This window comes from Mesorhizobium sp. ISC25, from assembly GCF_042295465.1.
Lineage (GTDB): Bacteria > Pseudomonadota > Alphaproteobacteria > Rhizobiales > Rhizobiaceae > Mesorhizobium.
In genome coordinates this window covers 5,494,235-5,515,436 of sequence record NZ_CP135441.1, presented here as the reverse complement: position 1 = coordinate 5,515,436, position 21,202 = coordinate 5,494,235, and the positions used below count along the sequence as shown (strand labels likewise).

Here is a 21,202-nt window from a genome sequence, read left to right as displayed (position 1 = left end):
GATGTTCATCCCGCTTTACGACACCAACCGGCTGCGGCACATCAAGCTGCAATATGTGACGATCAGCCTGATCGCGCTCAACGTGCTGGTCTACTTTGTCACCGCACTGGGCGGCGAGGATTTCGCCAACGCCGCGGTGCTGGGCCTCGGTTTCATCCCGTCGGTTGTGCATGACAGCGTCGAGCTCGCTCCGCAATTTGTCGTCATTCCGGAAAGCCTGAGTTATCTGACCTATTCCTTCCTGCACGCGGATATCTTCCACCTCGGCGGCAACATGCTGTTCCTGTGGGTGTTCGGCGACAATGTCGAGGATGCACTCGGCCACGTCCGCTACCTCGTCTTCTACCTGCTTTGCGCCATTGCCGGCGCTTTCTTCCAGGGTCTGGTTGCCTGGGATTCGCCAGTGCCGCTGATCGGCGCGTCGGGCGCCATCGCCGGTGTCGTCGCTGCCTACCTGATCCTTTATCCGCGAGTGAAGGTATGGGTGCTGGTCTTCGCACGCATCCCGTTGCGCATCCCGGCCTTCATCCCGCTCATCCTGTGGATCCTGTTCCAGATCTTCATGTTCGCGCAGGGAGGCGAGGATCAGGTTTCCTGGGCCTGCCATATCGGCGGCATCATCGCTGGAGCCGTGCTGGTGCTTGTCTTGCGCAGCCGCGGCGTACCGCTACTCGCCGGCGCAGACGAGGAGCCGGCCGTGGTCGCCGGTCCGGTGCCCGTAGCCGTGGAGCCGGCGCCAAGCGACCCACAACCTGCGCAGCCGGCGCCGCGCTGGGGCCGGGGGACCGTTTCCGGTCCGGACTGAACCGATTTGAGTGCTTCGCCGAAGATCCGAGTGCGCCCCGGATATTGACGCGCGAGGTCGCCGCAACTACGGAAGCGCCACCCTACTGGCGTGGCGAAGACCAGAATTCCGTCCGGAATGTCGGCTTTCGACAACTCTGAAGAGGTGCACGCTGCTATAGCGCGCCCGACGAGCGTGAAGAGACTATCGTGAAAGAGGTGACAGGCAAATGAAGATCCTTGTGCCCGTGAAGCGGGTTGTGGATGCGAACGTCAAGGTCCGGGTGAAGGCGGACGGTTCGGCGGTGGAACTCGCCAACGTCAAGATGGCGATGAACCCGTTCGACGAGATCGCGGTGGAAGAGGCGATCCGGCTGAAGGAGGCTGGCAAGGCCGAAGAGATCATCGTCGTGTCGATCGGGCCGCAGCAGGCACAGGAGACCTTGCGCACCGCGCTCGCCATGGGCGCCGACCGCGCCATCCTGGTCAAGACCGACGAGCAGACCGAGCCGCTGGGCGTCGCCAAGGTGCTGAAGGGCGTCGTAGAGGCAGAACAGCCGGGCCTGGTCATTCTCGGCAAGCAGGCGATCGACGATGATTCCAACCAGACCGGCCAGATGCTGGCCGCACTTCTCGGCTGGGCGCAGGGCACCTTCGCCTCCAAGGTCGTGCTCGACGGTGACAAGGCCACGGTGACGCGCGAGGTCGATGGCGGCCTGCAGACGCTGGAACTGAAGATGCCGGCAATCGTCACGGCCGATTTGCGGCTGAACCAGCCACGCTACGCGTCGCTGCCCAACATTATGAAGGCCAAGAAGAAGCCGCTCGACGAGAAGAGCCCTGCCGACTACGGCGCCGACGTCAAGCCGCGGCTGAGGGTGATCAAGACCGAGGAGCCGGGCGGCCGCAAGGCGGGCGTCAAGGTCAAGAGCGTCGCCGAACTGGTAGACAAGCTGAAGAACGAAGCCGGCGTGCTGTAGGAATTCATGTGATGCCGGCCTGCAAACGGCAGGGTTCTCCGCTTCCGGTGCTCACGTACTGAAGTACGCTCCGCTCCGGTTCTCGAACCCAACCGTTTTCGACTCGGCCTGACATGAATTCGAACGTCGCCACTGAAGTGGATCAAGGAATAAAGAGATGACAATTCTTCTGATTGCCGAACACGACAACGCTGCGCTTTCCGACCAGACCGCCAAGGCGCTTTCGGCGGCGCTGCAGATCGGTTCGGACGTGCATGTGCTGGTTGCCGGCAAAGGTGCCAAGCCGGCAGCGGATGCCGCCGCCAAGCTCAAGGGCGTGAGCAAGGTGTTGCTCGCCGAAGCCGACGAACTGACCGAGCGTCTCGCCGAACCGCTGGCGGCACTCGTCGTTTCGCTCGCTGAGCCATACGAGACGATCATCGCGCCGGCGACCTCGTCGGGCAAGAACGTCGCGCCCCGCGTGGCGGCGCTGCTCGATGTCGCCCAGATATCGGAAATCATCGAAGTCGTGTCGCCCGACACCTTCAAGCGGCCGATCTATGCCGGCAACGCCATCCAGACGGTGCAGTCGAGTGACGCCAAGAAGGTCATCACAGTGCGCACTGCTTCCTTCCAGGCAGCACCCGAGGGCGGTTCCGCGCCGGTCGAGACGGTCCAGGCGGCGGCCAATCCCGGCCTGTCGAGCTTTGTCGAGAACAAGCTCTCTGAGACCGACCGTCCAGAGCTGACCTCGGCCAGGATCATCATCTCGGGCGGCCGGGCGCTGGGCTCCTCCGAGAAGTTCCAGGAGGTCATTCTGCCGGTCGCCGACAAGCTCGGTGCGGCGGTTGGCGCATCTCGCGCCGCCGTCGATGCCGGCTATGCGCCGAACGACTGGCAGGTCGGCCAGACCGGCAAAGTGGTAGCGCCCGACCTTTATATTGCCGTCGGCATCTCCGGTGCCATCCAGCACCTTGCCGGCATGAAGGATTCGAAGGTGATCGTTGCCATCAACAAGGACGAGGAAGCCCCGATCTTCCAGGTCGCCGACTACGGCCTTGTCGGTGACCTCTTCGTCATTCTGCCGGAACTGCAAAAGGCGCTTTGACGCCTTCTGCCAAAGCGTATTAAATTCTGAGGGGTGGGGTAGACGAAGTCGCCCCGCCCTTTTAGTTTGCACTGCACAAAAAACGGGCCGCAAAGGCCTCGACGGGATCGGGTAATGAGCAAGATCGAGACGATCGGCATCATCGGCGCGGGCCAGATGGGTGGCGGCATCGCCCACGTGTCGGCGTTGGCGGGCTATAAGGTGCTGGTTTACGATATTTCGCCCGACCGCATCGAAAAGGGCATCGCTACCGTCAGTGGCAACATGGCCCGTCAGGTCGGCTCCGGCAAGCTCGAGGAAAAGCTGCGCAATGAGGCGATGGCGCGCATTTCGGCGGCACCGGCCATGGCCGACCTTGCGGGCGCCGATCTGGTGATCGAAGCTGCGACAGAGGACGAGACGGTCAAGCGCAAGATCTATGCCCAGCTCTGCCCGCAGCTCAACCCCGAGGCTATCCTGGCGACGAACACGTCATCGATCTCAATCACGCGGCTGGCTTCGCAGACCGACCGCCCTGAACGCTTCATCGGCATACATTTCATGAATCCGGTTCCGGTGATGAAGCTGGTCGAACTGGTGCGCGGCATCGCCACCGAGGACCAGACCTTCGAGGCGGCAAAAACCTATGTAAAGCAGCTCGACAAGACGATCACCGTCTCGGAGGATTTCCCGGCGTTCATCGTCAACCGCATCCTGCTGCCGATGATCAACGAGGCGATCTACACGCTCTATGAAGGTGTCGGCTCGGTCGACGCCATCGATACCGCCATGAAGCTCGGCGCCAACCATCCGATGGGGCCGCTGCAGCTTGCCGATTTCATCGGGCTCGATACCTGCCTGTCGATCATGCAGGTGCTGCATGATGGGCTGTCGGATTCGAAATACCGCCCCTGCCCGCTGCTGGTCAAATATGTCGAGGCCGGCTGGCTCGGCCGCAAGACCGGGCGCGGCTTCTACGACTATCGCGGCGAGCATCCCGTTCCGACGCGCTGATCCCTATCGCTACCAGCGCACGAAAAGCCGTCCGCCGAGCGCCCCCAACACGCCAAGGATGGCGATCGCGATCGTATACCAGGTGCCGACAAAAAGCGGCGAATCGTCGAAGCAATGCGCCGCATAGAAGGTCGCCGCCAGCCCGCCGGCAAGCAGGCCCGCGGCCGCTCCGGCAAGCACTGGCCGTGTCGGCGCGCCATGACGCAGCACCGCGAGAAAGACGGCAAGCGGGCCGATGCCGATCAACGGAATGAAGGTCAGGCAGATGACCATGTTCGTCCCGACCAGACGTGTGCCCCAGTCGGACGCAGGCACGACGAGGAGTTCGAGAATCACGGCCACAATCACCAGCAGCGGCGCGGCGATCATCCAGCTTGCCGCCCGGCCGGTCGGTGCACCGGGCGTCGACAGCGCACGCACCAGGACAAAGGCGCTGGCGGCAAGAGCGATCGTGAAGACGAATTTGGACAGGAACCGCATCGTGTGCATGGCGATCGCAATGTCGGGGCGGGGGCCGATCGTCAGCCAGAAAACCGCGGCCGCGATCACGATGGCCGCGCCGGCGGCAAGCCACCAGGCGGCGCCCAGCGGCAGTGCCTTGCTGCGGGCATCGGCGTCGAGCGCTTTGACGAGATCTTCGGTCCTCATGCTATTCCCGCCCCGCCCTGAACCGTTTGGCAATGGCGGCAAGCCCGCGGTGCAGTGACACCCGCACAGCCGTCTCGCTGATGCCGAATTTGGCCGCGGTCTCACCGATTGACCGGCCTTCGACCGATACGGCCGAGACGACGGAACGCTGTGCCGGCGACAGGCTGTCGAGCGCCCGGTTGACGTCGCGCTCGCTCACCGTCTCCGATTCCGGCTCGGCAAAGGTCTCGGCGATTTCGTCGATCTCGACCTCGATCCGCCGGCCGCGCCGCCGGAACGCATCGATCAGCTTGAAGCGGGCTATTGCATAGACCCAAGGCAGCACCGGCGCATCACGGCGCCAGGTGTGTCGTTTCACATGAATGGCCAGCAAGGTTTCCTGCACGACATCCTCGGGATCCACCCCGCCCTGCACAATCTTGCGCCGGGCAAAGCCACGAACGAGCGCGGCGATCCGGTGCAGAAAGTCGGCATAGGCCCTTTCGTCTCCGGCGATCGCGGCCCGCAGCAGCCGTGAAAGCTCGGCTTCGTCCTTGCCGCTCACAAGAGTTCACTCCCCGATATTCGCGTCTCGGCGCTGATTTGTTACGGGGCCGGCGAAATAATGTCCAAGGCAAATTAGCTGAGCATCACGAAAGTTTGCTCCTTTTGAGCAATTGAGTGGGCCAGCAATGTTGACTGCACTAGTCAGGTATTGGTAGGTGCAGCTTGCAAAGCCAAAGACCATCGAAATCGAGGACGACGCCATGAAGTATGCTCTTTCCGCCCTTGCCGGTGCGACAGCACTTGCAATCAGCCTGATCGCCGGCCCGGCAATAGCAGAGGACGAGGGCATCGTCGTCTACAACGCCCAGCACGAAAACCTGACCAAGGCCTGGGCGGAGGGATTCACCAAGGAAACCGGCATCAAGGTCACCGTCCGCAATGGCGGCGACAGCGATTTCTCCAATCAGATCGTTGCGGAAGGCAGCGCTTCGCCCGCCGACGTATTCCTGACGGAGAATTCGCCGGCCATGGCGCTGGTCGAGGCGGCCGGCCTGTTCGCACCGGTCGACACCGAGACGCTGGCCCAGGTTCCGCAGGAGTACCAGCCGGCGAGCGGCAAATGGGTCGGCGTCGCGGCGCGCAGCACAGTCTTTGCCTACGACAAGACCAAGCTGACCGCCGACCAGCTGCCCAACTCGCTGCTCGATCTCGCCGATCCGAGCTGGAAGGGCCGCTGGGCCGCTTCGCCCTCCGGCGCCGATTTCCAGGCGATCGTCAGCGCGCTTCTGCAGCTCAAGGGTGAGGCAGCGACGGCCGAATGGCTGAAGGCGATGAAGGAGAATTTTACCGCCTATAAGGGCAACAGCACGGTGATGAAGGCGGTCAATGGCGGCGAGGTCGAAGGCGGCGTGATCTATCACTATTACTACTATGGCGATCAGGCCAAGACCGGCGAGAACAGCAAGAACGTCGAGTTGCACTATTTCAAGCACCAGGATCCCGGCGCTTTCGTCTCGGTTTCCGGCGGTGGCGTGCTGGCCTCGAGCAAGCACCCGAAGGAAGCGCAGGCTTTCCTGAAATGGGTCACCGGCAAGGGCGGCCAGGACGTGCTGAAGACAGGCGATTCCTTCGAATACGCGGTCGGCAAGGGCGCCGAGTCCAATCCGAAGCTGGTGCCGCTGGCCGATCTGCAGGCGCCGAAAGTCGACGCGACGACGCTGAACTCGAAAAAGGTGACCGACCTGATGACGGCGGCCGGCTTGCTTTAGCCGGCGTTCGTCCTAAAAGGGCAACCGACTGCGCTCCTGTGGGAATTCGCTTTCCGCGGGAGCGCTCTGTTTTCAAGATGGCATTTGCCTATGACCACAAGCTACTCGCGAGATTATCCGCCGCCGATCGTTTCCGCCTCCGGGCGGAGCTGGCACAACGTCTGATCTGATGCAATCTGCGATCGATCTCGCACGCCCAGGCTTGCCGGCCGACACCACGGCCGTGCGGGCACGTCGTTGGTCGGTCTCATGGATTTCGCTGGCCGCCGTCTTTGTCTCGCTGGTTGCGCTGCTGCCGCTTGCCTTCATCGTCTGGGTGGCGATGCACACCGGCTGGGAAACCGTGGCGGCGCTGGTGTTCAGGCCGCGCGTCGGCGAACTTCTGGTCAACACCAGCCTGCTGGTGGTGCTGGTGGTGCCGATCTCGATCGGGCTGTCGGTGGCGCTGGCCTGGCTGACCGAGCGCAGCGATCTGCCGGGTGCCCGCTTATGGGCCTGGCTGTCGGTCGCGCCGCTCGCCATTCCCGCCTTCGTCCACAGTTACGCCTGGATCACCATGGTGCCCAGACTGCACGGCCTGTGGGCCGGCGTGCTTGTGTCGGTCATCGCCTATTTCCCGTTCCTCTATCTGCCGGTGGCGGCGGCATTGCGTCGGCTCGATCCCGCTCTCGAGGATGCAGCGGCAGCCCTCGGTCTCGGCCCGTGGCGTGTGTTCAGGCGTGTCGTGCTGCCGCAGCTCCGGCTCGCCATTTGCGGCGGCTCCCTGCTGGTCGGCCTGCATCTCCTGGCCGAATACGGGCTCTACGTGTTCATCCGCTTCGATACATTCACCACCGCGATCGTCGACCAGTTTCAGTCGACCTTCAACGGTCCCGCCGCCAACATGCTGGCCGGCGTGCTGGTGACCTGCTGCTTCGTGCTGCTCGGGCTGGAGGTGCTGGTGCGCGGCGAGGAGCGCTATGCCCGCGTCGGCTCGGGTGCTGCGCGCCACCAGCAGCGCACGAGTCTTGGGCGCGCCACCATTCCTTGCCTGCTGCTGCCCGCTGTTACCACGCTGCTGGCGCTCGGGGTGCCGTTCGTCACTATCGGCCGCTGGCTCATGGCCGGCGGCGCCGATGTCTGGCGGCTCGACGAAATCGGCCTGGCGCTCGGCCAAACACTGTTCCTGGCGATTGCCGGCGCGCTGCTCGCCACCGTCGCGGCAATGCCGATGGCGTGGATCTCGATCCGCGCGCCGGGGCGGCTGCAACGCGTCTTGGAGGGCTGCAACTATATCGTCGGCGCGTTGCCCGGCGTTGTCATCGCCCTGGCGCTGGTCACCATCGCCGTGCGTATCGCCATGCCGCTCTACCAGACCCTGTTCACCATATTGGTTGCCTATGCGCTGATGTTCCTGCCGCGCGCCCTGATTAGCCTCAGGGCGTCGATCGCACAGGCGCCGGTCGAGCTCGAACGCGCCGCCTCCAGCCTCGGCCGGTCGCCGCTCAAGGCACTGTGGTCGACGACGATCCGCTTGTCGGCGCCGGGTGCTGCGGCCGGCATGGCATTGGTCGCGCTCGGCATCATGAATGAGTTGACCGCAACCCAGATGCTGGCGCCCAACGGCACCCGCACGCTGGCCATGGCGTTCTGGTCCTATAGCGGCGAGATCGACTATGCGTCGGCGGCGCCTTATGCCCTGATCATGGTGGCGATGTCGCTGCCCTTGACCTGGCTGCTCTATGTCCAGTCGAAGCGGATGGCCGGGCGATGAGCTTTCTCGAGCTGAGCGGCATCCACAAGCACTACGGCCCGGTGGCAGCACTTGCCGGCGTCGACCTCAGCGTGGCCAGCGGCAGCCGTACGGCAATCGTCGGGCCATCCGGTTGCGGCAAGACCACGTTGCTGCGGCTGATCGCCGGCTTCGAGGCGCCGGACCAGGGCCGCATCGTGCTCGACGGCGAGGTGCTGGCCGATGGCGACACGGCCGTGCCGGCGCATCGCCGCGGCATCGGGCTGGTGGCGCAGGACGGCGCTCTATTCCCGCATCTGAGCATCGCCGCCAATATCGGCTTCGGCATGGGCCGTCACGAGGAAAAGCGCAGTGAGCGCATCGCTGAGCTCGCCTATGTCGTCGGGCTGGACAAAGGGATCCTGAAGCGCCGCCCGCACGAACTCTCCGGTGGCCAGCAGCAGCGCGTCGCGCTCGCCCGCGCCATGGCCATGAAGCCGCGGCTGATGCTGCTCGACGAGCCATTCTCGGCGCTCGACACCGGCCTGCGCGCCTCGATGCGCAAGGCCGTGGCCGAGCTCCTCGAAACAGCCGGCATCACCACCATTCTGGTCACCCACGACCAGGCCGAGGCGCTGTCATTCGCCAGCCAGGTCGCGGTGATGCGCGACGGCAACTTCTCGCAGGTCGGCACGCCGCGTGAGCTCTATTTCAAGCCAAAGGACAGGATGGTCGCCGAGTTCCTCGGCGACGCCATCGTCCTGCCGGCAAGGATCGCCGATGGCTTCGCCATCTCGCCGCTCGGCCGCATCGCCGTCGACAGCTCGGAGCGGCGCGACGTCGCCCGCATCATGCTGCGGCCGGAGCAGGTGTTGCTGAAACGTACATCGCGTGAAGGCATGTCCGGCACGCCGGACATGCTGTTCGGCGAGGTGACGGAATCGGAGTTCGCCGGCTCGATGTGCACCATTGCGGTGCGTCTGTTGAACAGCCCCGATCCGCCCGACGCCGCCGCCATCGGCAACACGCCGTTGATCCTGCGCAAGCCGGGCATGGACGCGCCGGCGATCGGCGAGATCGTCCGGCTGACCGTGTCGGGCAACGCGCATGTGTTTGCCTGAACGGTTTTGCGCACACATAGCACCGCTCGGCAGGATGAAAGACCAATCTCAATCGACCCGTTTGCCCGCCTGATCGAACCAATGCAGCTTTTCGGACCTGGCCACGACGCGCAATTGGTCGTCTGGCTTTGCGGTGGCGCGGCCTGAGACGCGCACCACGATGCGGCTGCCGGCTGCCACGCAATGGAGAAAGCTTTCGGCACCGACCGGTTCGACCGCTTCCACTGTCGCCGGCAGCGCGAGCGCGCCGGCCGGCGCCTCTGCCGCGAAGGTGATATCGGCGTCCTCCGGACGAAAGCCGAGTGTCGACGCCTTGCCCAGTCGAGGCGCCAAGCCAATCACCGTACCGTCCGCCAATACCGAGCTTGGGGAGGCCCCTGTGAGCGCCAGCAGATTCATCGGCGGTGCGCCTATGAACGAAGCGACGAAGGTCGAGGCCGGTTTCTCGTACACATCAAGCGGCGCGCCGGTCTGCTCGACCAGTCCGGCGTTCATGACGACGAGGATGTCGGCCAGCGTCATCGCCTCAAGCTGGTCGTGCGTGACATAAACCGAGGTGACGCCAAGCGAGCGCTGCAGATTCTTGATCTCGATGCGCATCTGCCCGCGCAATTTCGCATCGAGGTTGGACAGTGGTTCGTCGAACAGGAAGACCTTCGGGTTGCGCACGATGGCGCGACCCATGGCGACACGCTGGCGTTGACCGCCGGAAAGCTCGCGCGGGCGCCGGTCAAGCAGCGCCGAAAGCTCCAGTACCTTGGCAGTCGAGCGTACCCTGCTGTCGATCTCGTCCTTCGGCGTGCCGCGGTTGCGCAGGCCATAGGCCATGTTGTCATAGACCTTCATGTGCGGGTAGAGCGCGTAGTTCTGGAATACCATAGCGATGTCGCGTTCGGTCGGGCCAATGGCGTTGACCACCTTGCCGTCGATGGCGACCGTACCGGCCGAAATCGTCTCCAACCCGGCGATCATCCTCAGCAGCGTGGACTTGCCGCAACCTGACGGGCCGACCAGCACGCAAAGCTCCTTGTCGGGAATGGCGATGGAGACGCCCTTCACGGCTTCGACGCCGCTGGGATAGACCTTCTTCACGTCCTTCAGATCGACGGTCGCCATCGGCTTCTCACTTTTCGGATTCGACCAGACCGCGCACGAACCAGCGTTGCATCAGCACCACGACGAGAATCGGCGGTACGATTGCAAGCATCGCGGTGACCATGACCAGGTGCCATTGGGTGTCGGCATCGGCGAAGGAAACCATCTTTCTCAGCGCGATGACGATGGTGTTCATGTCGTTGCTGTTGGTGACGAGCAGCGGCCAAAGATACTGCGTCCAGCCATAGATGAAGAGGATCACGAACAGCGCGGCGATGTTTGTCCGCGACAGCGGCACCAGAATATCGAAAAAGAAGCGCCATGGCCCGGCACCGTCGACACGCGCCGCCTCGACCAATTCACCCGGTATGGTCATGAAGAACTGGCGAAACAGCAGCGTTGCGGTGGCCGAGGCGATCAGCGGGACAATCAGGCCGGCATAGGTGTCGATCATGCCGAGATCGACCATCACCTTGTAGGTCGGCAGGATGCGCACCTCGACTGGAAGCATCAAGGTGATGAAGATCAGCCAGAAGAAGGTCATGCGCAGCGGAAAGCGGAAGAACACGATCGCGTAGGCCGACAGGATCGAGATGAAGATCTTTCCCACCGCGACGCCGAGCGCCATGATCGTGGTGTTGAGGAGCAGCCTGCCGACGCTGACCCCGCCGATACGACCAATGCCGCCGAACAACGCCTCGCTGTAATTGTTCAATAGCTGGCCGCCGGGCAAGAGCGGCAGCGGCGGCCTGAGGATCGTTTGCAGCGTGTGTGTCGAGGCCACGAAGGTGTAGTAGATCGGAAAAGCCACGATCAATATGCCAAGGATGAGCACGGCATGGGCGATGAAGGTGCGGAGCGGGGACTGGCCGATCATCGCTGCCCTCAGCCGTAATGGACTTTGCGTTCCACATAGCGGAACTGGATCGCTGTGAGCGCGATGACGATGGCCATCAGGATGACCGACTGCGCCGCCGAGTCGCCCAGGATCAGATTGACGAAGCCGTCATTGTAGACCTTGTAGACCAGCGTCTCGGTCGTCTTGCCCGGCCCGCCGCCGGTGACGGCATGAACGATGCCGAACGTGTCGAACAGGGCATAGACGGTGTTGACGACCAGCAGGAAAAAGGTTGTCGGCGCAAGCAGCGGGAAGACGATGGTCCAGAAGCGCTTGGTTTCGCCGGCGCCGTCCATTGCCGCCGCTTCGATCAGCGTTTTCGGCACCGCCTGCAGGCCGGCGACGAAGAACAGGAAATTGTAGCTGATCTGCTTCCAGGCAGCAGCCGACACCAGCAGGATCATCGCGTGGGTGCCGTTGAGCAGTGGGTCCCATGCGATGCCGAGGCTTCTCAGCAAATAGGCCAACGAGCCGATCGAAGGGTTGAACAGAAAAAGCCAAAGCATGCCGGCAATCGCCGGCGCCACGGCATAAGGCCATATCAACAGTGTGCGGTAGAGGCCTTTGCCGCGCACGGCCTTCTCGGCCATGACCGCGAGAAGCAGGGCCACAACCATGGCAACGATCGCGGTCGCAAGCGAGAACACCACCGTGACTTTGATCGAGTTGAGGTAGGCCGGATCGGCCAGCACCTTCCGGAAATTGGCAAACCAGACGAACCTGCTCTTCAGCCCGAACGGGTCTTGCCTGAGCATCGACTGGTAAAGCGCCTGACCGGCCGGCCAGTAGAAGAAAACCAGGGTGATGGCGAGTTGTGGTGCCACCAGCAGGTAGGGCAGGATCTTGTTGGGAAAGACGATGCGTGCAGACAGGCTGATTTCCCTCGCTATCCAGGCATCGCCCACGCGCGCTCGCGCGGGCGATATTCCAACCGACTAACCGGGATGGTCTCGTTAGTTGTCCAGGGCTTCCTTGATCGCGGCGTTGCCGCGCACGACCGCATTGTCGAGCGCCTGCTGGGCGGTTTGCTGGCCGGCCAGCATCTTCTCCAGCTCCTCGTTCTGGATATCGCGCACCTGCGGCAGATTCGGCAGGCGCACGCCCTTCGAGTTGTCGGTCGGCGACTTTCCGGTCATCTGCAGGATGGGTGTCTCGCGGCCGGGGTTCTTGTCATAGAAGCCTGATTTCTTGGTCGCCTCGTATGCGGCGAGCGTCACCGGCAGGTATCCCGACTTCTGGTGCAGATATTCCTGCACATCAGTCTTGGACAGATAGGCAAAGAAGGCGGCAACGCCCTTGTATTCCTCGTCCGACTTGTTGCCGAACACCCACAGGCTGGCACCGCCCGGCGTCGTGTTCTGCGGGGCACCCTTGGCGTCGCTGTCGTAGGGAAGCTGGCCGATGCCATAGTTCATGCCGGACTTGACGATATCGCCGAGGCCGCCCGACGATTCGGTGAAGATGCCGCATTCGCCGGCGAGGAATATCTGCTTGGCTTCGGAGGTGCGCCCGCCATATTTGAACGTGCCGTCCTTGGCCAGGTCAGCGAGCGCCTTGAAGTGGTTGACGAAAATCGGCGCATTGATCTTGAGTTCGACATCACCGCCAGCCAGGCCATTCTGCTGAGTGGCCCAAGGCACGTCGTTCCACGCCGCGAAATTCTCCAGATGGATCCAGGTCAGCCAGGTCGAGGTATAGCCGCAAGAGGCGGCGCCGCTCGTCTTGATCTTCTTGGCAGCTTCCCACACCTCGTTCCAAGTCTTGGGCGGATTGTTCGCGTCGAGGCCTGCCTTCTGGAAGATGTCCTTGTTGTAGTAGAGGATCGGTGAGGAAGAGTTGTAGGGGAACGACAGCATGGTGCCGTCCGGCTTCGAATAATAGCCGACGATGCCGGGCAGATATTGGCTCTTGTCGAAGGTCATCCCGGCGCCGGTCATCACATCGGCCACCGGCTTGATCGCACCCTCGGCCGCCATCATCACGCCGGTGCCGACATCGAACACCTGGAGGATATCGGGCGCCTGGCCGGCGCGGAAAGCGGCGATGCCGGCATTCAGCGTCTCCGGATAGGTGCCCTTGAACACCGGAACGAGCTCATAGTCGCTCTGGCTGGCGTTGAAATCCTTGGAGATCTTGGCGACGACCTCGGCGTTGGCGCCGGTCATGGCGTGCCACCAGCTGATCTGCGTGACGGCGAAGGCGGAGGTGGTGGAAAGCAGGGTCAAGGTGGCGGCAATACCGGCCGCGAAGCCGAAGAACTTCATGTTTCATCTCCCGTTATCATTGGCGAAAGGGGCACTTCCGCAAAGCCAATATGTGGCGCTGATGACAATCGGACAACGGTTTTGTTGCGGATCAATGAACATCATTTCTTCCAAAAGTGCACTCGCTACCGAAAGCGGGGCACCAGAAACCACATCACCGCTTTTTCGGCGCAGCGGCGCCGTTTTTCCCCTGAAAAGGTCGGCCTCACCGCCCACGGGTTAACCATTCGTTAAAATCTCCAACTGCTAATCAGTCACACCTCCCCTGTTAGTTTTGGCAGACCGAGTGAACCAGGATGCTGACGGTCTATAATTGTATCGTAAATCAGCACGATTTGAGACTCGTTGCGCTCGCCGCACTCGTCTGTGGAATTTCTTGTTTCTCAGCAGTTAATCTCCTTAAGCATGTCGGCCGATCGGCTGACCGAAACCGGCTTGTCTGGCTGATGATCGCCGCGGCTTCGACCGGGTTCGGCATATGGGCGACGCATTTCATCGCCATGACTGCGTTTACGCCGGGAATACCGAACGCATACGATCCGGGATTATCCGCCTTTTCGCTTGCCGCCGCCGTCATCCTGACCGCGCTTGGGATGTGGGTCGCCACCTTGCGCCGCGGCATCGACCATTTCCTCGTCGGCGGCGCCATTCTGGGCGGCGCCATCGCGACGATGCACTACATCGGCATGGCGGCTTTCGAGGTCGAAGGCCGGGTCGTATGGAACCTGCTCCTTGTCGCGATATCGCTTCTGGCCGGCGTGACCCTCGCGGCACTGGCGCTCCTTGTCGTCTTGCGCCGCCCGTCAGCGCTCGCCACTCTCGGCGGCGCCGCGCTTTTGACGCTGGCGATTTGCAGCTTGCATTTCATCGCGATGGCCGCGGTGTCGATCATTCCGGATTCCTCGATTGAAATATCCGAACATTCCATCGAGCCCATTTCCCAGGCCTTTGCCGCAGCGGTCGCCAGCCTGGCAATCCTTGTGCTGTCGGGTGCTGCGCTGTGGATCGACCTGCGCTTTCGCCGCCAGAAGCTCGAGGCCGATCGCATGCACGATCTCGCCAATGCGGCGGTGGAAGGTCTGATCGTTTGCGATGGCACCCGCATCGTCAGCGCCAATGACAGTATGGCGAAGCTGACCGGAACAGCGACAGCTACCCTCAACACGATGCAACTCGGCGAGCTTTTCGACGGACAGAGCGCAGCCGATATGTCCGGCTTCGGCGAACAAGCGCAGGAAGCAAAATTAAGGGGCAGCGACGGCACGAGAATTCCTGTCGAGCTGATCGCCAGGAACATCACTTACTGCGGCAGGCCTCATACGGTGCTTGCCGTTCGCGACATCCGTGAGCGCAAGAAGGCGGAAGAAGAGATCCTCCGCCTCGCGCATTTCGATCCACTTACCGGGCTTGCCAACCGGCGGAGCTTTTCTTCCCGGCTGGAAGCAGAATTCGCCTCGATGGATCGTGGCGGCAAGGATGGATATCTGGCGCTCCTGCTGCTCGACCTCGACCGGTTCAAGCAGGTCAACGACCTCTACGGCCACGGCGCCGGCGACGCCATGCTGCAGAAGCTGGCGCACTGCATTGCCGGCATCCCGCGGCAAGGGCAGTTGCTCGCGCGTCTCGGCGGCGATGAATTTGCCATCATAGCTCCGAACCTCCCCGGCCCCCTGGCCGCAGGCCGGATAGCCGAGGACTTGCTGGCGGCGATCCGGGAGGAGAACAGGGTTTCGGTCGGCTCCGGCCTTGTCTCGGCCAGCATCGGCATCGCCTTCTTTCCGCTGGATGCCGAAGACCAGGCCGGGCTGATCAGCCACGCCGACACGGCACTCCATCGCGCCAAAACCGAAGGCAGGGACACTTACCGGTTTTTCGAGATAGCCATGGGCACCGCGGCCCGCGACAAGCGCGTGATGGAGCATGAATTGCGCCAGGCGATCGCCCGCAAGGAGTTCCACCTCGTCTACCAGCCCCAGAAGGAGATCCGCGGCGGCAGGATGATCGGCTTCGAAGCCCTGGTCCGTTGGCAGCACCCTGAGAGGGGTGACATTTCTCCGGCCGTTTTCATCCCCGTGGCCGAGGACAGTGGCGCAATCGCGCAGATCGGCGACTGGGTGCTGACGACGGCTTGTAACGATGCTGTTCGCTGGACAAACCCGCTGATGGTCGCCGTCAACGTCTCCGCCGTGCAGCTTCACAATCCGAACTTCAGCCGCAAGGTGCACGACGCACTGTCGAGATCCGGCCTGGCACCCGGCAGGCTCGAACTGGAGATCACCGAAACGGCCCTGGTGAAGGACATGCCGCGCGCGCTGGCAACCTTGAGGCAGGTCAAGGCGCTTGGCGTGCATGTGGCGATGGACGATTTTGGCACTGGCTATTCTTCGCTGTCCAACCTCAGCGCCTTTCCCTTCGACAAGATCAAGATCGACGGGTCGTTCATCAAATCGGTCGACAGGAACGCCCAGTTCGCGGCGATCGTTCGCGCCGTGCTGGGGCTTGGACGCGGTCTCGGCCTACCGGTCCTTGCGGAGGGCATCGAGACGCCGGGTGAATTGCAGTTCCTGGACGCCGAGGCTTGCGAGATCGGGCAAGGCTATTACCTCGGCAAACCGGCTCCGATCGAGACATTCGGCGAACTGACGGGCGTGGCCGCTCCGGCAATCCGCACCGCCAGCCGACGCGGCGCAAGCATTGCCGTGCTCAAGCCGCGCCTGCGCACGGTTTGAGCCTATCCTGGCTGAAGCGCCGCCTCGACCAGACGCTTGGCATCCGGCCCCGACCATTCGGCCGGGCCGTTCATATGGGCGATCAGGCAGCCTTGCCCATCGATCAGCATGGTGACGGGCAGACCGAGCGCAAGGCCACGCGTCTTGACGTCATTGAACAGCGCCATGGTGGCATCGCGATAGTAGCCGAGCGACTTGACGCCGGTGTCCTCCAGGAACTTCTTCGGCTTGGCATCGTCACCGGCATCGACGTTGACGGCAACAACCTGAAACGCATCGCTGCCCATCTCCATCTGCAGCGCATCGAGCGCCGGCATTTCGGCGCGGCAAGGTGCGCACCATGTCGCCCACAGATTGAGCAGCACCGTCTTGCCGGCATGATCGGCGATCGTCGTCGGCTTGCCGTCGGGGCCGTTGAAGGTAAGGCTTTTCAGCGATTGCGGCGGATCCGCCGGCAAAAGCGCGGCAACCTGGCCGGTAGCAGCGGCGGCGATCTTCTTGGCACGGTCGGTCTTGGCGACGCAGGCTACGTCGTCCTTGCCGCCGCCGGCGGCCACTTGCGCCGGCGCCTTGTTGCCAGAACTGCTTTCCCTGACATATACCGCGACCGCGCCGGCCAGCACGCCCGCAACCAAAGCGGCGAGGATGAGACGCAAAGCCGGGAAAAATCTATTGCCGTCTGCCATTTTTGAAAAACTGCTCCGGAGCACGGGTTATAGCGATGAACGACAAGAAGGCCAGCAACCAGATGTGGGGCGGACGTTTTGCCTCGGGTCCGGCCGCAATAATGGAAGCGATCAACGCGTCGATCTCGTTCGACCGCAAACTCTATGCGCAAGATATTCGCGGCTCGATCGCCCATAGCCAGATGCTGGCGCAAACGGGCATTATTTCGACGGCCGATCAAGAAAAAATCGCTCACGGGCTGAACACGATCCTGGCGGAGATCGAGGCCGGCACATTCGAGTTCTCGACCAGGCTGGAAGACATCCACATGAATGTCGAGGCCCGCCTCGCCGATTTGATCGGCCCCGCTGCCGGCCGCCTGCACACCGCCCGTTCGCGCAACGACCAGGTGGCGATCGATCTCAGGCTGTGGGTCAAGGACGAATGCTTTCGCGTCGCCGAGGCGCTGAAGGGCCTGATCACGGCGTTTCTGGAACGGGCCGAGGAGCATGCGGCAACGGTCATGCCGGGCTTCACCCACATGCAGGCGGCGCAGCCGGTGACCTTCGGCCACCACTGCATGGCCTATGTCGAGATGTTTTCGCGCGACCTGTCGCGTGTCCGCGACGCGATTGAGCGGATGGATGAAAGCCCGCTCGGCGCTGCCGCCCTCGCCGGCACCAGCTTTCCCATCGACAGGCACCAGACGGCGAAGGCGCTTGGCTTTCGCGAGCCGATGCGCAATTCGCTCGACAGTGTTTCGGACCGCGATTTCGCGCTCGAGTTCCTGGGCTTGGCGGCGATCTGCGCGACGCATCTGTCGCGGCTGGCCGAAGAGATCATCATCTGGTCGACGCCGCAATTCGGCTTCGTCAGGCTGTCGGATAGTTTCTCGACGGGTTCGTCGATCATGCCGCAGAAGAAGAACCCCGACGCTGCCGAACTGGTGCGCGGCAAGACCGGCCGCGTCACCGGCCATCTGGTCGGGTTGCTGACGGTGATGAAGGGCATGCCGCTGACCTATGGCAAGGACATGCAGGAAGATAAGGAATCCGTCTTCGACGCGGCAGAGACGCTCGACCTGATGCTGGCGGCAATGACCGGCATGGTGCGCGACATGACGGTGAACACCGCCGCGATGAAAAAGGCGGCCGGCGCCGGCTATTCGACTGCGACCGACCTCGCCGACTGGCTGGTGCGCACGCTCGGCCTGCCGTTCCGCGAGGCGCACCATATCACTGGCCGGGCGGTGGCGCTGGCCGAGGACAAGAAGGTCGGGCTCGACAGGCTTTCGCTGGAGGATTTGCAGTCCATTTACCCCGGTATCAGCGCCGATGTGTTTTCGGTTCTCGCCGTGCAGAATTCTGTAAAGAGCCGCACAAGCTTCGGCGGCACCGCGCCGTCCGAGGTGCGCAAGCAGATCCGCTACTGGAAAAAGCGGCTCGCCCAGGCGTAGAACGCGGGGTGCAATGGCCGCAAAACTCGGCTAGAAGCGGCTGCGGGCAACAGTTTCGGACGGATGGCACGATGACCGGAAGCAGGATTTTGGTGACGCTGACGCTGCTGGCAGCAATGGCCACCGTTGCGGCTTGCGGCAGGAAGGCTGCGCTCGATACGCCCTACGCGGCAGCCGTGCAGGCCCGTAAGGACGCCGAGAAGGCCAAGCAACCTTTGCCGCCGGAGCCGGAAAAACCTGTCGAGGACAAGAAATTCATCCTCGACCCGCTGCTCTGATTTTTCGGACCAAATCTCGTGAACCATTTCGACTACCGCGACGGCGCGCTGCATGCCGAGGACGTGGCGATATCAGACATCGCCGCCAGCGTCGGCACGCCGTTCTATTGTTATTCGACGGCGACGCTGACCAGGCATTTTCGCGTCTTTACCGAGGCCTTTGCCGGGCTCGACGCCCTCGTCTGCTATGCCATGAAAGCGAATTCCAACCAGGCCGTGCTGAAGGTGCTGGCAAGGCTCGGCGCCGGCGCCGACGTGGTCTCGGAGGGCGAATTGCGCCGCGCTTTGGCGGCCGGCATCCCGGCAAGCAAGATCTTGTTTTCGGGCGTCGGCAAGACCGCGCGCGAAATGGATTTTGCGCTCTCGGCCGGCATTCTCTGTTTCAACGTCGAATCCGAACCGGAGCTGGAGCTGCTGTCGGCCCGCGCCACCGCGCTGGGCAAGATCGCGCCGATCTCGCTGCGCATCAATCCGGATGTCGACGCCAGGACGCACAAGAAGATTTCGACTGGGAAGGCCGAGAACAAGTTCGGCATTCCCTGGCAGCAGGCGCGGAAGGTCTATGCGCGCGCGGCTGAGCTGCCGGGCATCAAGGTCACCGGCATAGACACCCATATCGGCAGCCAGATCACCGAATTGCAGCCCTTCGACGACGCCTTTGCGCTGCTGGTGGAGCTGGTCGGCGCCTTGCGCGCCGACGGGCATGCCATCGAGCATATCGATGTCGGCGGCGGCCTTGGCATTCCCTACCGCGTCGACAACAACCCGCCGCCCTTGCCCGATGCCTATGCCCGGATCGTCAGAAAGCATGTCGCCAAACTTGGGCTGAAGGTAATGTTCGAGCCAGGCCGGCTGATCGTCGGCAATGCTGGCATCCTGGTCTCGGAGGTGATCTTCGTGAAGGAGGGCGACGCCAAGAACTTCCTCGTCGTCGACGCCGCGATGAACGACCTGATCCGGCCGACGCTTTACGACGCTTTCCACGACATCAGGCCGGTGGCGCAGCAGCCGGCCGCAGCACCACGCATGAAGGTCGACGTCGTCGGCCCGGTTTGCGAGACCGGCGACTATCTCGGGATAGACCGTGACCTGCCCCGGCTGAAATCCGGCGACCTGATCGCTGTCGCCACCGCCGGCGCCTATGGCGCCGTCCAGGCCGGCACCTACAATACCAGGCTGCTGGTACCGGAAGTGCTGGTCGACGGCGACCGCTTCCACGTTGTGCGCCCGCGCCAGACCTATGACGAATTGATCGGGCTGGATTCGGTGCCGGACTGGTTGAAGTAGATCATGATCCCGAACCGAAGGTCCGCGTAGGCGAAAAGTGGAACCCGGTTTTCGGAAAAGATCATGATCAAACAAAAATAGATACCCTGCAGCGCTACAGCCGGTGCTGAATGAGCGCCCTGGTTTCGGCGATTCTGTCCTCGTTCCGGCGATAGAATATCCACTGCTTGATGCGCTTGCTGCGCAAAAGCCCTGCCTGGGTGAGCACGCGCATATGCTCGCTGAGCGTCGCCTGGGTGATCCCCAGCTTTTCCGCGATCAGCAGCGCGCATACGCCGTCCTCGACCAAATCGCCGTCCGCCTGCGGCGGAAAATGCGCGCGCGGGTCCTTGAGCCAATCGAGGATCTGCAGCCTGCGCTCGTTGGCGATCGCTTTGAAGACATCGACCTCTTGCATTTAGGTACTTTGCCAAGTTACTAAGTAATGTCAACTCTGAATGTCAACTCTGGGAGTGAAAGCATGCTGCACGGCCACACGATCACACGCGAGCGCATTGCTGCAATGGAGCCGCGCATCCGGCCCTTCGTGCGCCACACGCCGGTGCTGCGCGTCGACATGGCCGATTTCGGCCGCCCGCCTCTGCCTGTCGACCTGAAGCTTGAGTGCTTGCAGCATTCCGGCTCGTTCAAGGCGCGTGGTGCGTTCACCAATCTCCTCGAACGGCCGGTTCCTGCGGCCGGCGTCGTCGCCGCATCGGGCGGCAACCACGGTGCCGCTGTCGCCTATGCCGCCATGCGGCTCGGCCACAAGGCGACCATCTTTGTTCCCGAAGTGAGCCCGCCGGCCAAGCTGGACCGCATCCGCGGTTACGGCGCCGAGCTGGTCGTCGGCGGCGCCCGTTATGCGGAGGCACTGGCCGCCAGCGAGAGCTTCGCCGAAAAATCCGGCGCGCTGCAGATCCACGCCTTCAACCAGGAGGAGACGCTGGTCGGGCAAGGCACGCTCGGGCTTGAGATCGAGGCCGACCTGCCGGAGCTCGACACCCTGCTGGTCGCCGTCGGTGGCGGCGGTCTGATCGGCGGCATCGCCGCCTGGTTTTCCGGCCGCATCAGGATCATCGCGGTCGAGCCGGAGGGTGCGCCGACGCTTCATCGCGCCTTCGCGGCGGGCCGACCCGTCGACGCGCCGGCTGAGGGCATCGCCGCCGATTCGCTCGCGCCAAAGCGTGTCGGCGAAATGATGTTTCCTATCGCCGAGGCGTTCGTCGAGCGCTCGATCCTGGTCGGCGACGACGACATTATCGCCGCCCAGGCGGCGCTGTGGGACCGCGTGCGAATCATCTCCGAGCCGGGTGGTGCGGCCGCCTTCGCGGCGCTCCTGTCCGGCCGCTATGCACCGGCTGCAGGCGAGCGCGTTGCCGTACTGGTCTGCGGCGCAAACGCCAATCCGGCGAAATTCTGACAATATCCCGGGCATTATTGTTCACGTTTTGGGGAACCGCCTCGCCTTCG

The 21,202-nt window shown here is 63.0% G+C and carries 20 protein-coding genes; 12 read left to right on the top strand and 8 right to left on the bottom strand.

The window, feature by feature from the left end; all coding sequences use genetic code 11:
- Position 1 precedes the first annotated feature (1 nt).
- The 4 genes from RQ479_RS27145 (at position 2) to RQ479_RS27130 (ending at position 3,843) form a co-directional block, all read left to right on the top strand.
- On the top strand, positions 2–805 hold the full coding sequence (locus RQ479_RS27145) for a rhomboid family intramembrane serine protease (RefSeq protein ID WP_376703035.1): 804 nt from the start codon (positions 2–4) through the stop codon (positions 803–805).
- 208 nt (positions 806–1,013) lie between these two features.
- Complete coding sequence (locus RQ479_RS27140; protein WP_352467575.1) at positions 1,014–1,763, top strand: electron transfer flavoprotein subunit beta/FixA family protein; 750 nt, start codon at positions 1,014–1,016, stop codon at positions 1,761–1,763.
- 157 nt (positions 1,764–1,920) lie between these two features.
- Entirely contained in the window at positions 1,921–2,850 is a 930-nt protein-coding gene (locus RQ479_RS27135) for an electron transfer flavoprotein subunit alpha/FixB family protein (RefSeq protein ID WP_292656754.1), read from the top strand.
- Positions 2,851–2,964: 114 nt separating this feature from the next.
- Positions 2,965–3,843 (top strand): 3-hydroxybutyryl-CoA dehydrogenase, encoded by an 879-nt coding sequence (locus tag RQ479_RS27130; protein ID WP_023721073.1) that lies wholly within the window; start codon positions 2,965–2,967, stop codon positions 3,841–3,843.
- 9 nt (positions 3,844–3,852) lie between these two features.
- Here RQ479_RS27130 and RQ479_RS27125 read toward each other — a convergent pair whose 3' ends face one another.
- Positions 3,853–4,491 (bottom strand): NrsF family protein, encoded by a 639-nt coding sequence (locus RQ479_RS27125; RefSeq protein ID WP_376703034.1) that lies wholly within the window; start codon positions 4,489–4,491, stop codon positions 3,853–3,855.
- A gap of 1 nt (position 4,492) precedes the next feature.
- Positions 4,493–5,035: a sigma-70 family RNA polymerase sigma factor gene (locus tag RQ479_RS27120; RefSeq protein ID WP_352467572.1), complete on the bottom strand. Its 543-nt coding sequence runs from the start codon at positions 5,033–5,035 to the stop codon at positions 4,493–4,495.
- Positions 5,036–5,237: 202 nt separating this feature from the next.
- Here RQ479_RS27120 and RQ479_RS27115 point away from each other — a divergent pair, with 202 nt between their 5' ends.
- The 3 genes from RQ479_RS27115 (at position 5,238) to RQ479_RS27105 (ending at position 9,077) form a co-directional block, all read left to right on the top strand.
- Complete coding sequence (locus tag RQ479_RS27115; protein WP_376706023.1) at positions 5,238–6,245, top strand: iron ABC transporter substrate-binding protein; 1,008 nt, start codon at positions 5,238–5,240, stop codon at positions 6,243–6,245.
- A gap of 169 nt (positions 6,246–6,414) precedes the next feature.
- Positions 6,415–7,998: an ABC transporter permease gene (locus RQ479_RS27110; RefSeq protein ID WP_376703033.1), complete on the top strand. Its 1,584-nt coding sequence runs from the start codon at positions 6,415–6,417 to the stop codon at positions 7,996–7,998.
- The gene (locus tag RQ479_RS27105; protein WP_376703032.1) at positions 7,995–9,077 is read left to right on the top strand and encodes an ABC transporter ATP-binding protein; all 1,083 of its coding nucleotides are present in this window, start codon (positions 7,995–7,997) and stop codon (positions 9,075–9,077) included. Before RQ479_RS27110 ends, RQ479_RS27105 begins: the two co-directional genes overlap by 4 nt.
- Positions 9,078–9,125: 48 nt before the next feature.
- On the opposite strand, the gene ugpC is transcribed toward RQ479_RS27105, so the two are convergent.
- From ugpC to ugpB, 4 genes are all read right to left on the bottom strand, one after another.
- On the bottom strand, positions 9,126–10,193 hold the full coding sequence (gene ugpC, locus RQ479_RS27100) for a sn-glycerol-3-phosphate ABC transporter ATP-binding protein UgpC (protein WP_376703031.1): 1,068 nt from the start codon (positions 10,191–10,193) through the stop codon (positions 9,126–9,128).
- A gap of 7 nt (positions 10,194–10,200) precedes the next feature.
- On the bottom strand, positions 10,201–11,049 hold the full coding sequence (gene ugpE, locus RQ479_RS27095; protein WP_353025270.1) for a sn-glycerol-3-phosphate ABC transporter permease UgpE: 849 nt from the start codon (positions 11,047–11,049) through the stop codon (positions 10,201–10,203).
- A gap of 8 nt (positions 11,050–11,057) precedes the next feature.
- Positions 11,058–11,942 carry a sn-glycerol-3-phosphate ABC transporter permease UgpA gene (gene ugpA / locus RQ479_RS27090; RefSeq protein WP_292656843.1) on the bottom strand — a complete coding sequence of 295 codons (885 nt, stop codon included), beginning with the start codon at positions 11,940–11,942 and terminating at the stop codon, positions 11,058–11,060.
- A gap of 81 nt (positions 11,943–12,023) precedes the next feature.
- Positions 12,024–13,334: a sn-glycerol-3-phosphate ABC transporter substrate-binding protein UgpB gene (gene ugpB / locus RQ479_RS27085; RefSeq protein WP_352467566.1), complete on the bottom strand. Its 1,311-nt coding sequence runs from the start codon at positions 13,332–13,334 to the stop codon at positions 12,024–12,026.
- A gap of 296 nt (positions 13,335–13,630) precedes the next feature.
- On the opposite strand from ugpB, the gene RQ479_RS27080 reads away from it, so the two are divergent.
- A complete protein-coding gene (locus RQ479_RS27080) occupies positions 13,631–16,063 on the top strand; it encodes an EAL domain-containing protein (protein WP_376703030.1) in 2,433 nt (810 codons plus the stop codon).
- A 2-nt stretch (positions 16,064–16,065) separates the two neighbouring features.
- Here RQ479_RS27080 and RQ479_RS27075 read toward each other — a convergent pair whose 3' ends face one another.
- On the bottom strand, positions 16,066–16,749 hold the full coding sequence (locus RQ479_RS27075; protein WP_376703029.1) for a TlpA disulfide reductase family protein: 684 nt from the start codon (positions 16,747–16,749) through the stop codon (positions 16,066–16,068).
- 35 nt (positions 16,750–16,784) lie between these two features.
- On the opposite strand from RQ479_RS27075, the gene argH reads away from it, so the two are divergent.
- The 3 genes from argH (at position 16,785) to lysA (ending at position 19,750) form a co-directional block, all read left to right on the top strand.
- Positions 16,785–18,185 (top strand): argininosuccinate lyase, encoded by a 1,401-nt coding sequence (argH, locus tag RQ479_RS27070; RefSeq protein ID WP_376703028.1) that lies wholly within the window; start codon positions 16,785–16,787, stop codon positions 18,183–18,185.
- Between the two features lie 71 nt (positions 18,186–18,256).
- Positions 18,257–18,463, top strand: coding sequence for a hypothetical protein (locus tag RQ479_RS27065; protein WP_023677931.1), 207 nt, complete (start codon positions 18,257–18,259; stop codon positions 18,461–18,463).
- An 18-nt stretch (positions 18,464–18,481) separates the two neighbouring features.
- Positions 18,482–19,750, top strand: a complete 1,269-nt coding sequence (gene lysA, locus RQ479_RS27060; protein ID WP_376703027.1) for a diaminopimelate decarboxylase — start codon at positions 18,482–18,484, stop codon at positions 19,748–19,750.
- Positions 19,751–19,844: 94 nt separating this feature from the next.
- On the opposite strand, the gene RQ479_RS27055 is transcribed toward lysA, so the two are convergent.
- Positions 19,845–20,147: a metalloregulator ArsR/SmtB family transcription factor gene (locus RQ479_RS27055; protein WP_352467561.1), complete on the bottom strand. Its 303-nt coding sequence runs from the start codon at positions 20,145–20,147 to the stop codon at positions 19,845–19,847.
- Between the two features lie 63 nt (positions 20,148–20,210).
- Here RQ479_RS27055 and RQ479_RS27050 point away from each other — a divergent pair, with 63 nt between their 5' ends.
- A complete protein-coding gene (locus tag RQ479_RS27050; RefSeq protein ID WP_376703026.1) occupies positions 20,211–21,152 on the top strand; it encodes a threonine/serine dehydratase in 942 nt (313 codons plus the stop codon).
- The last annotated feature ends 50 nt before the right edge of the window (positions 21,153–21,202 follow it).

Coding starts and splice junctions, on each gene's coding strand:
- RQ479_RS27115 (WP_376706023.1), top strand. CDS start 5,238: ATGAAGTATGCTCTTTCCGCCCTTGCCGGTGCGACAGCACTTGCAATC.
- ugpE (WP_353025270.1), bottom strand. CDS start 11,049: ATGATCGGCCAGTCCCCGCTCCGCACCTTCATCGCCCATGCCGTGCTC.
- RQ479_RS27055 (WP_352467561.1), bottom strand. CDS start 20,147: ATGCAAGAGGTCGATGTCTTCAAAGCGATCGCCAACGAGCGCAGGCTG.
- ugpB (WP_352467566.1), bottom strand. CDS start 13,334: ATGAAGTTCTTCGGCTTCGCGGCCGGTATTGCCGCCACCTTGACCCTG.
- RQ479_RS27140 (WP_352467575.1), top strand. CDS start 1,014: ATGAAGATCCTTGTGCCCGTGAAGCGGGTTGTGGATGCGAACGTCAAG.
- RQ479_RS27105 (WP_376703032.1), top strand. CDS start 7,995: ATGAGCTTTCTCGAGCTGAGCGGCATCCACAAGCACTACGGCCCGGTG.
- RQ479_RS27050 (WP_376703026.1), top strand. CDS start 20,211: ATGCTGCACGGCCACACGATCACACGCGAGCGCATTGCTGCAATGGAG.
- ugpC (WP_376703031.1), bottom strand. CDS start 10,193: ATGGCGACCGTCGATCTGAAGGACGTGAAGAAGGTCTATCCCAGCGGC.
- RQ479_RS27080 (WP_376703030.1), top strand. CDS start 13,631: ATGCTGACGGTCTATAATTGTATCGTAAATCAGCACGATTTGAGACTC.
- RQ479_RS27110 (WP_376703033.1), top strand. CDS start 6,415: ATGCAATCTGCGATCGATCTCGCACGCCCAGGCTTGCCGGCCGACACC.
- RQ479_RS27065 (WP_023677931.1), top strand. CDS start 18,257: ATGACCGGAAGCAGGATTTTGGTGACGCTGACGCTGCTGGCAGCAATG.
- argH (WP_376703028.1), top strand. CDS start 16,785: ATGAACGACAAGAAGGCCAGCAACCAGATGTGGGGCGGACGTTTTGCC.
- RQ479_RS27130 (WP_023721073.1), top strand. CDS start 2,965: ATGAGCAAGATCGAGACGATCGGCATCATCGGCGCGGGCCAGATGGGT.
- RQ479_RS27145 (WP_376703035.1), top strand. CDS start 2: ATGTTCATCCCGCTTTACGACACCAACCGGCTGCGGCACATCAAGCTG.
- RQ479_RS27135 (WP_292656754.1), top strand. CDS start 1,921: ATGACAATTCTTCTGATTGCCGAACACGACAACGCTGCGCTTTCCGAC.
- RQ479_RS27075 (WP_376703029.1), bottom strand. CDS start 16,749: ATGGCAGACGGCAATAGATTTTTCCCGGCTTTGCGTCTCATCCTCGCC.
- RQ479_RS27125 (WP_376703034.1), bottom strand. CDS start 4,491: ATGAGGACCGAAGATCTCGTCAAAGCGCTCGACGCCGATGCCCGCAGC.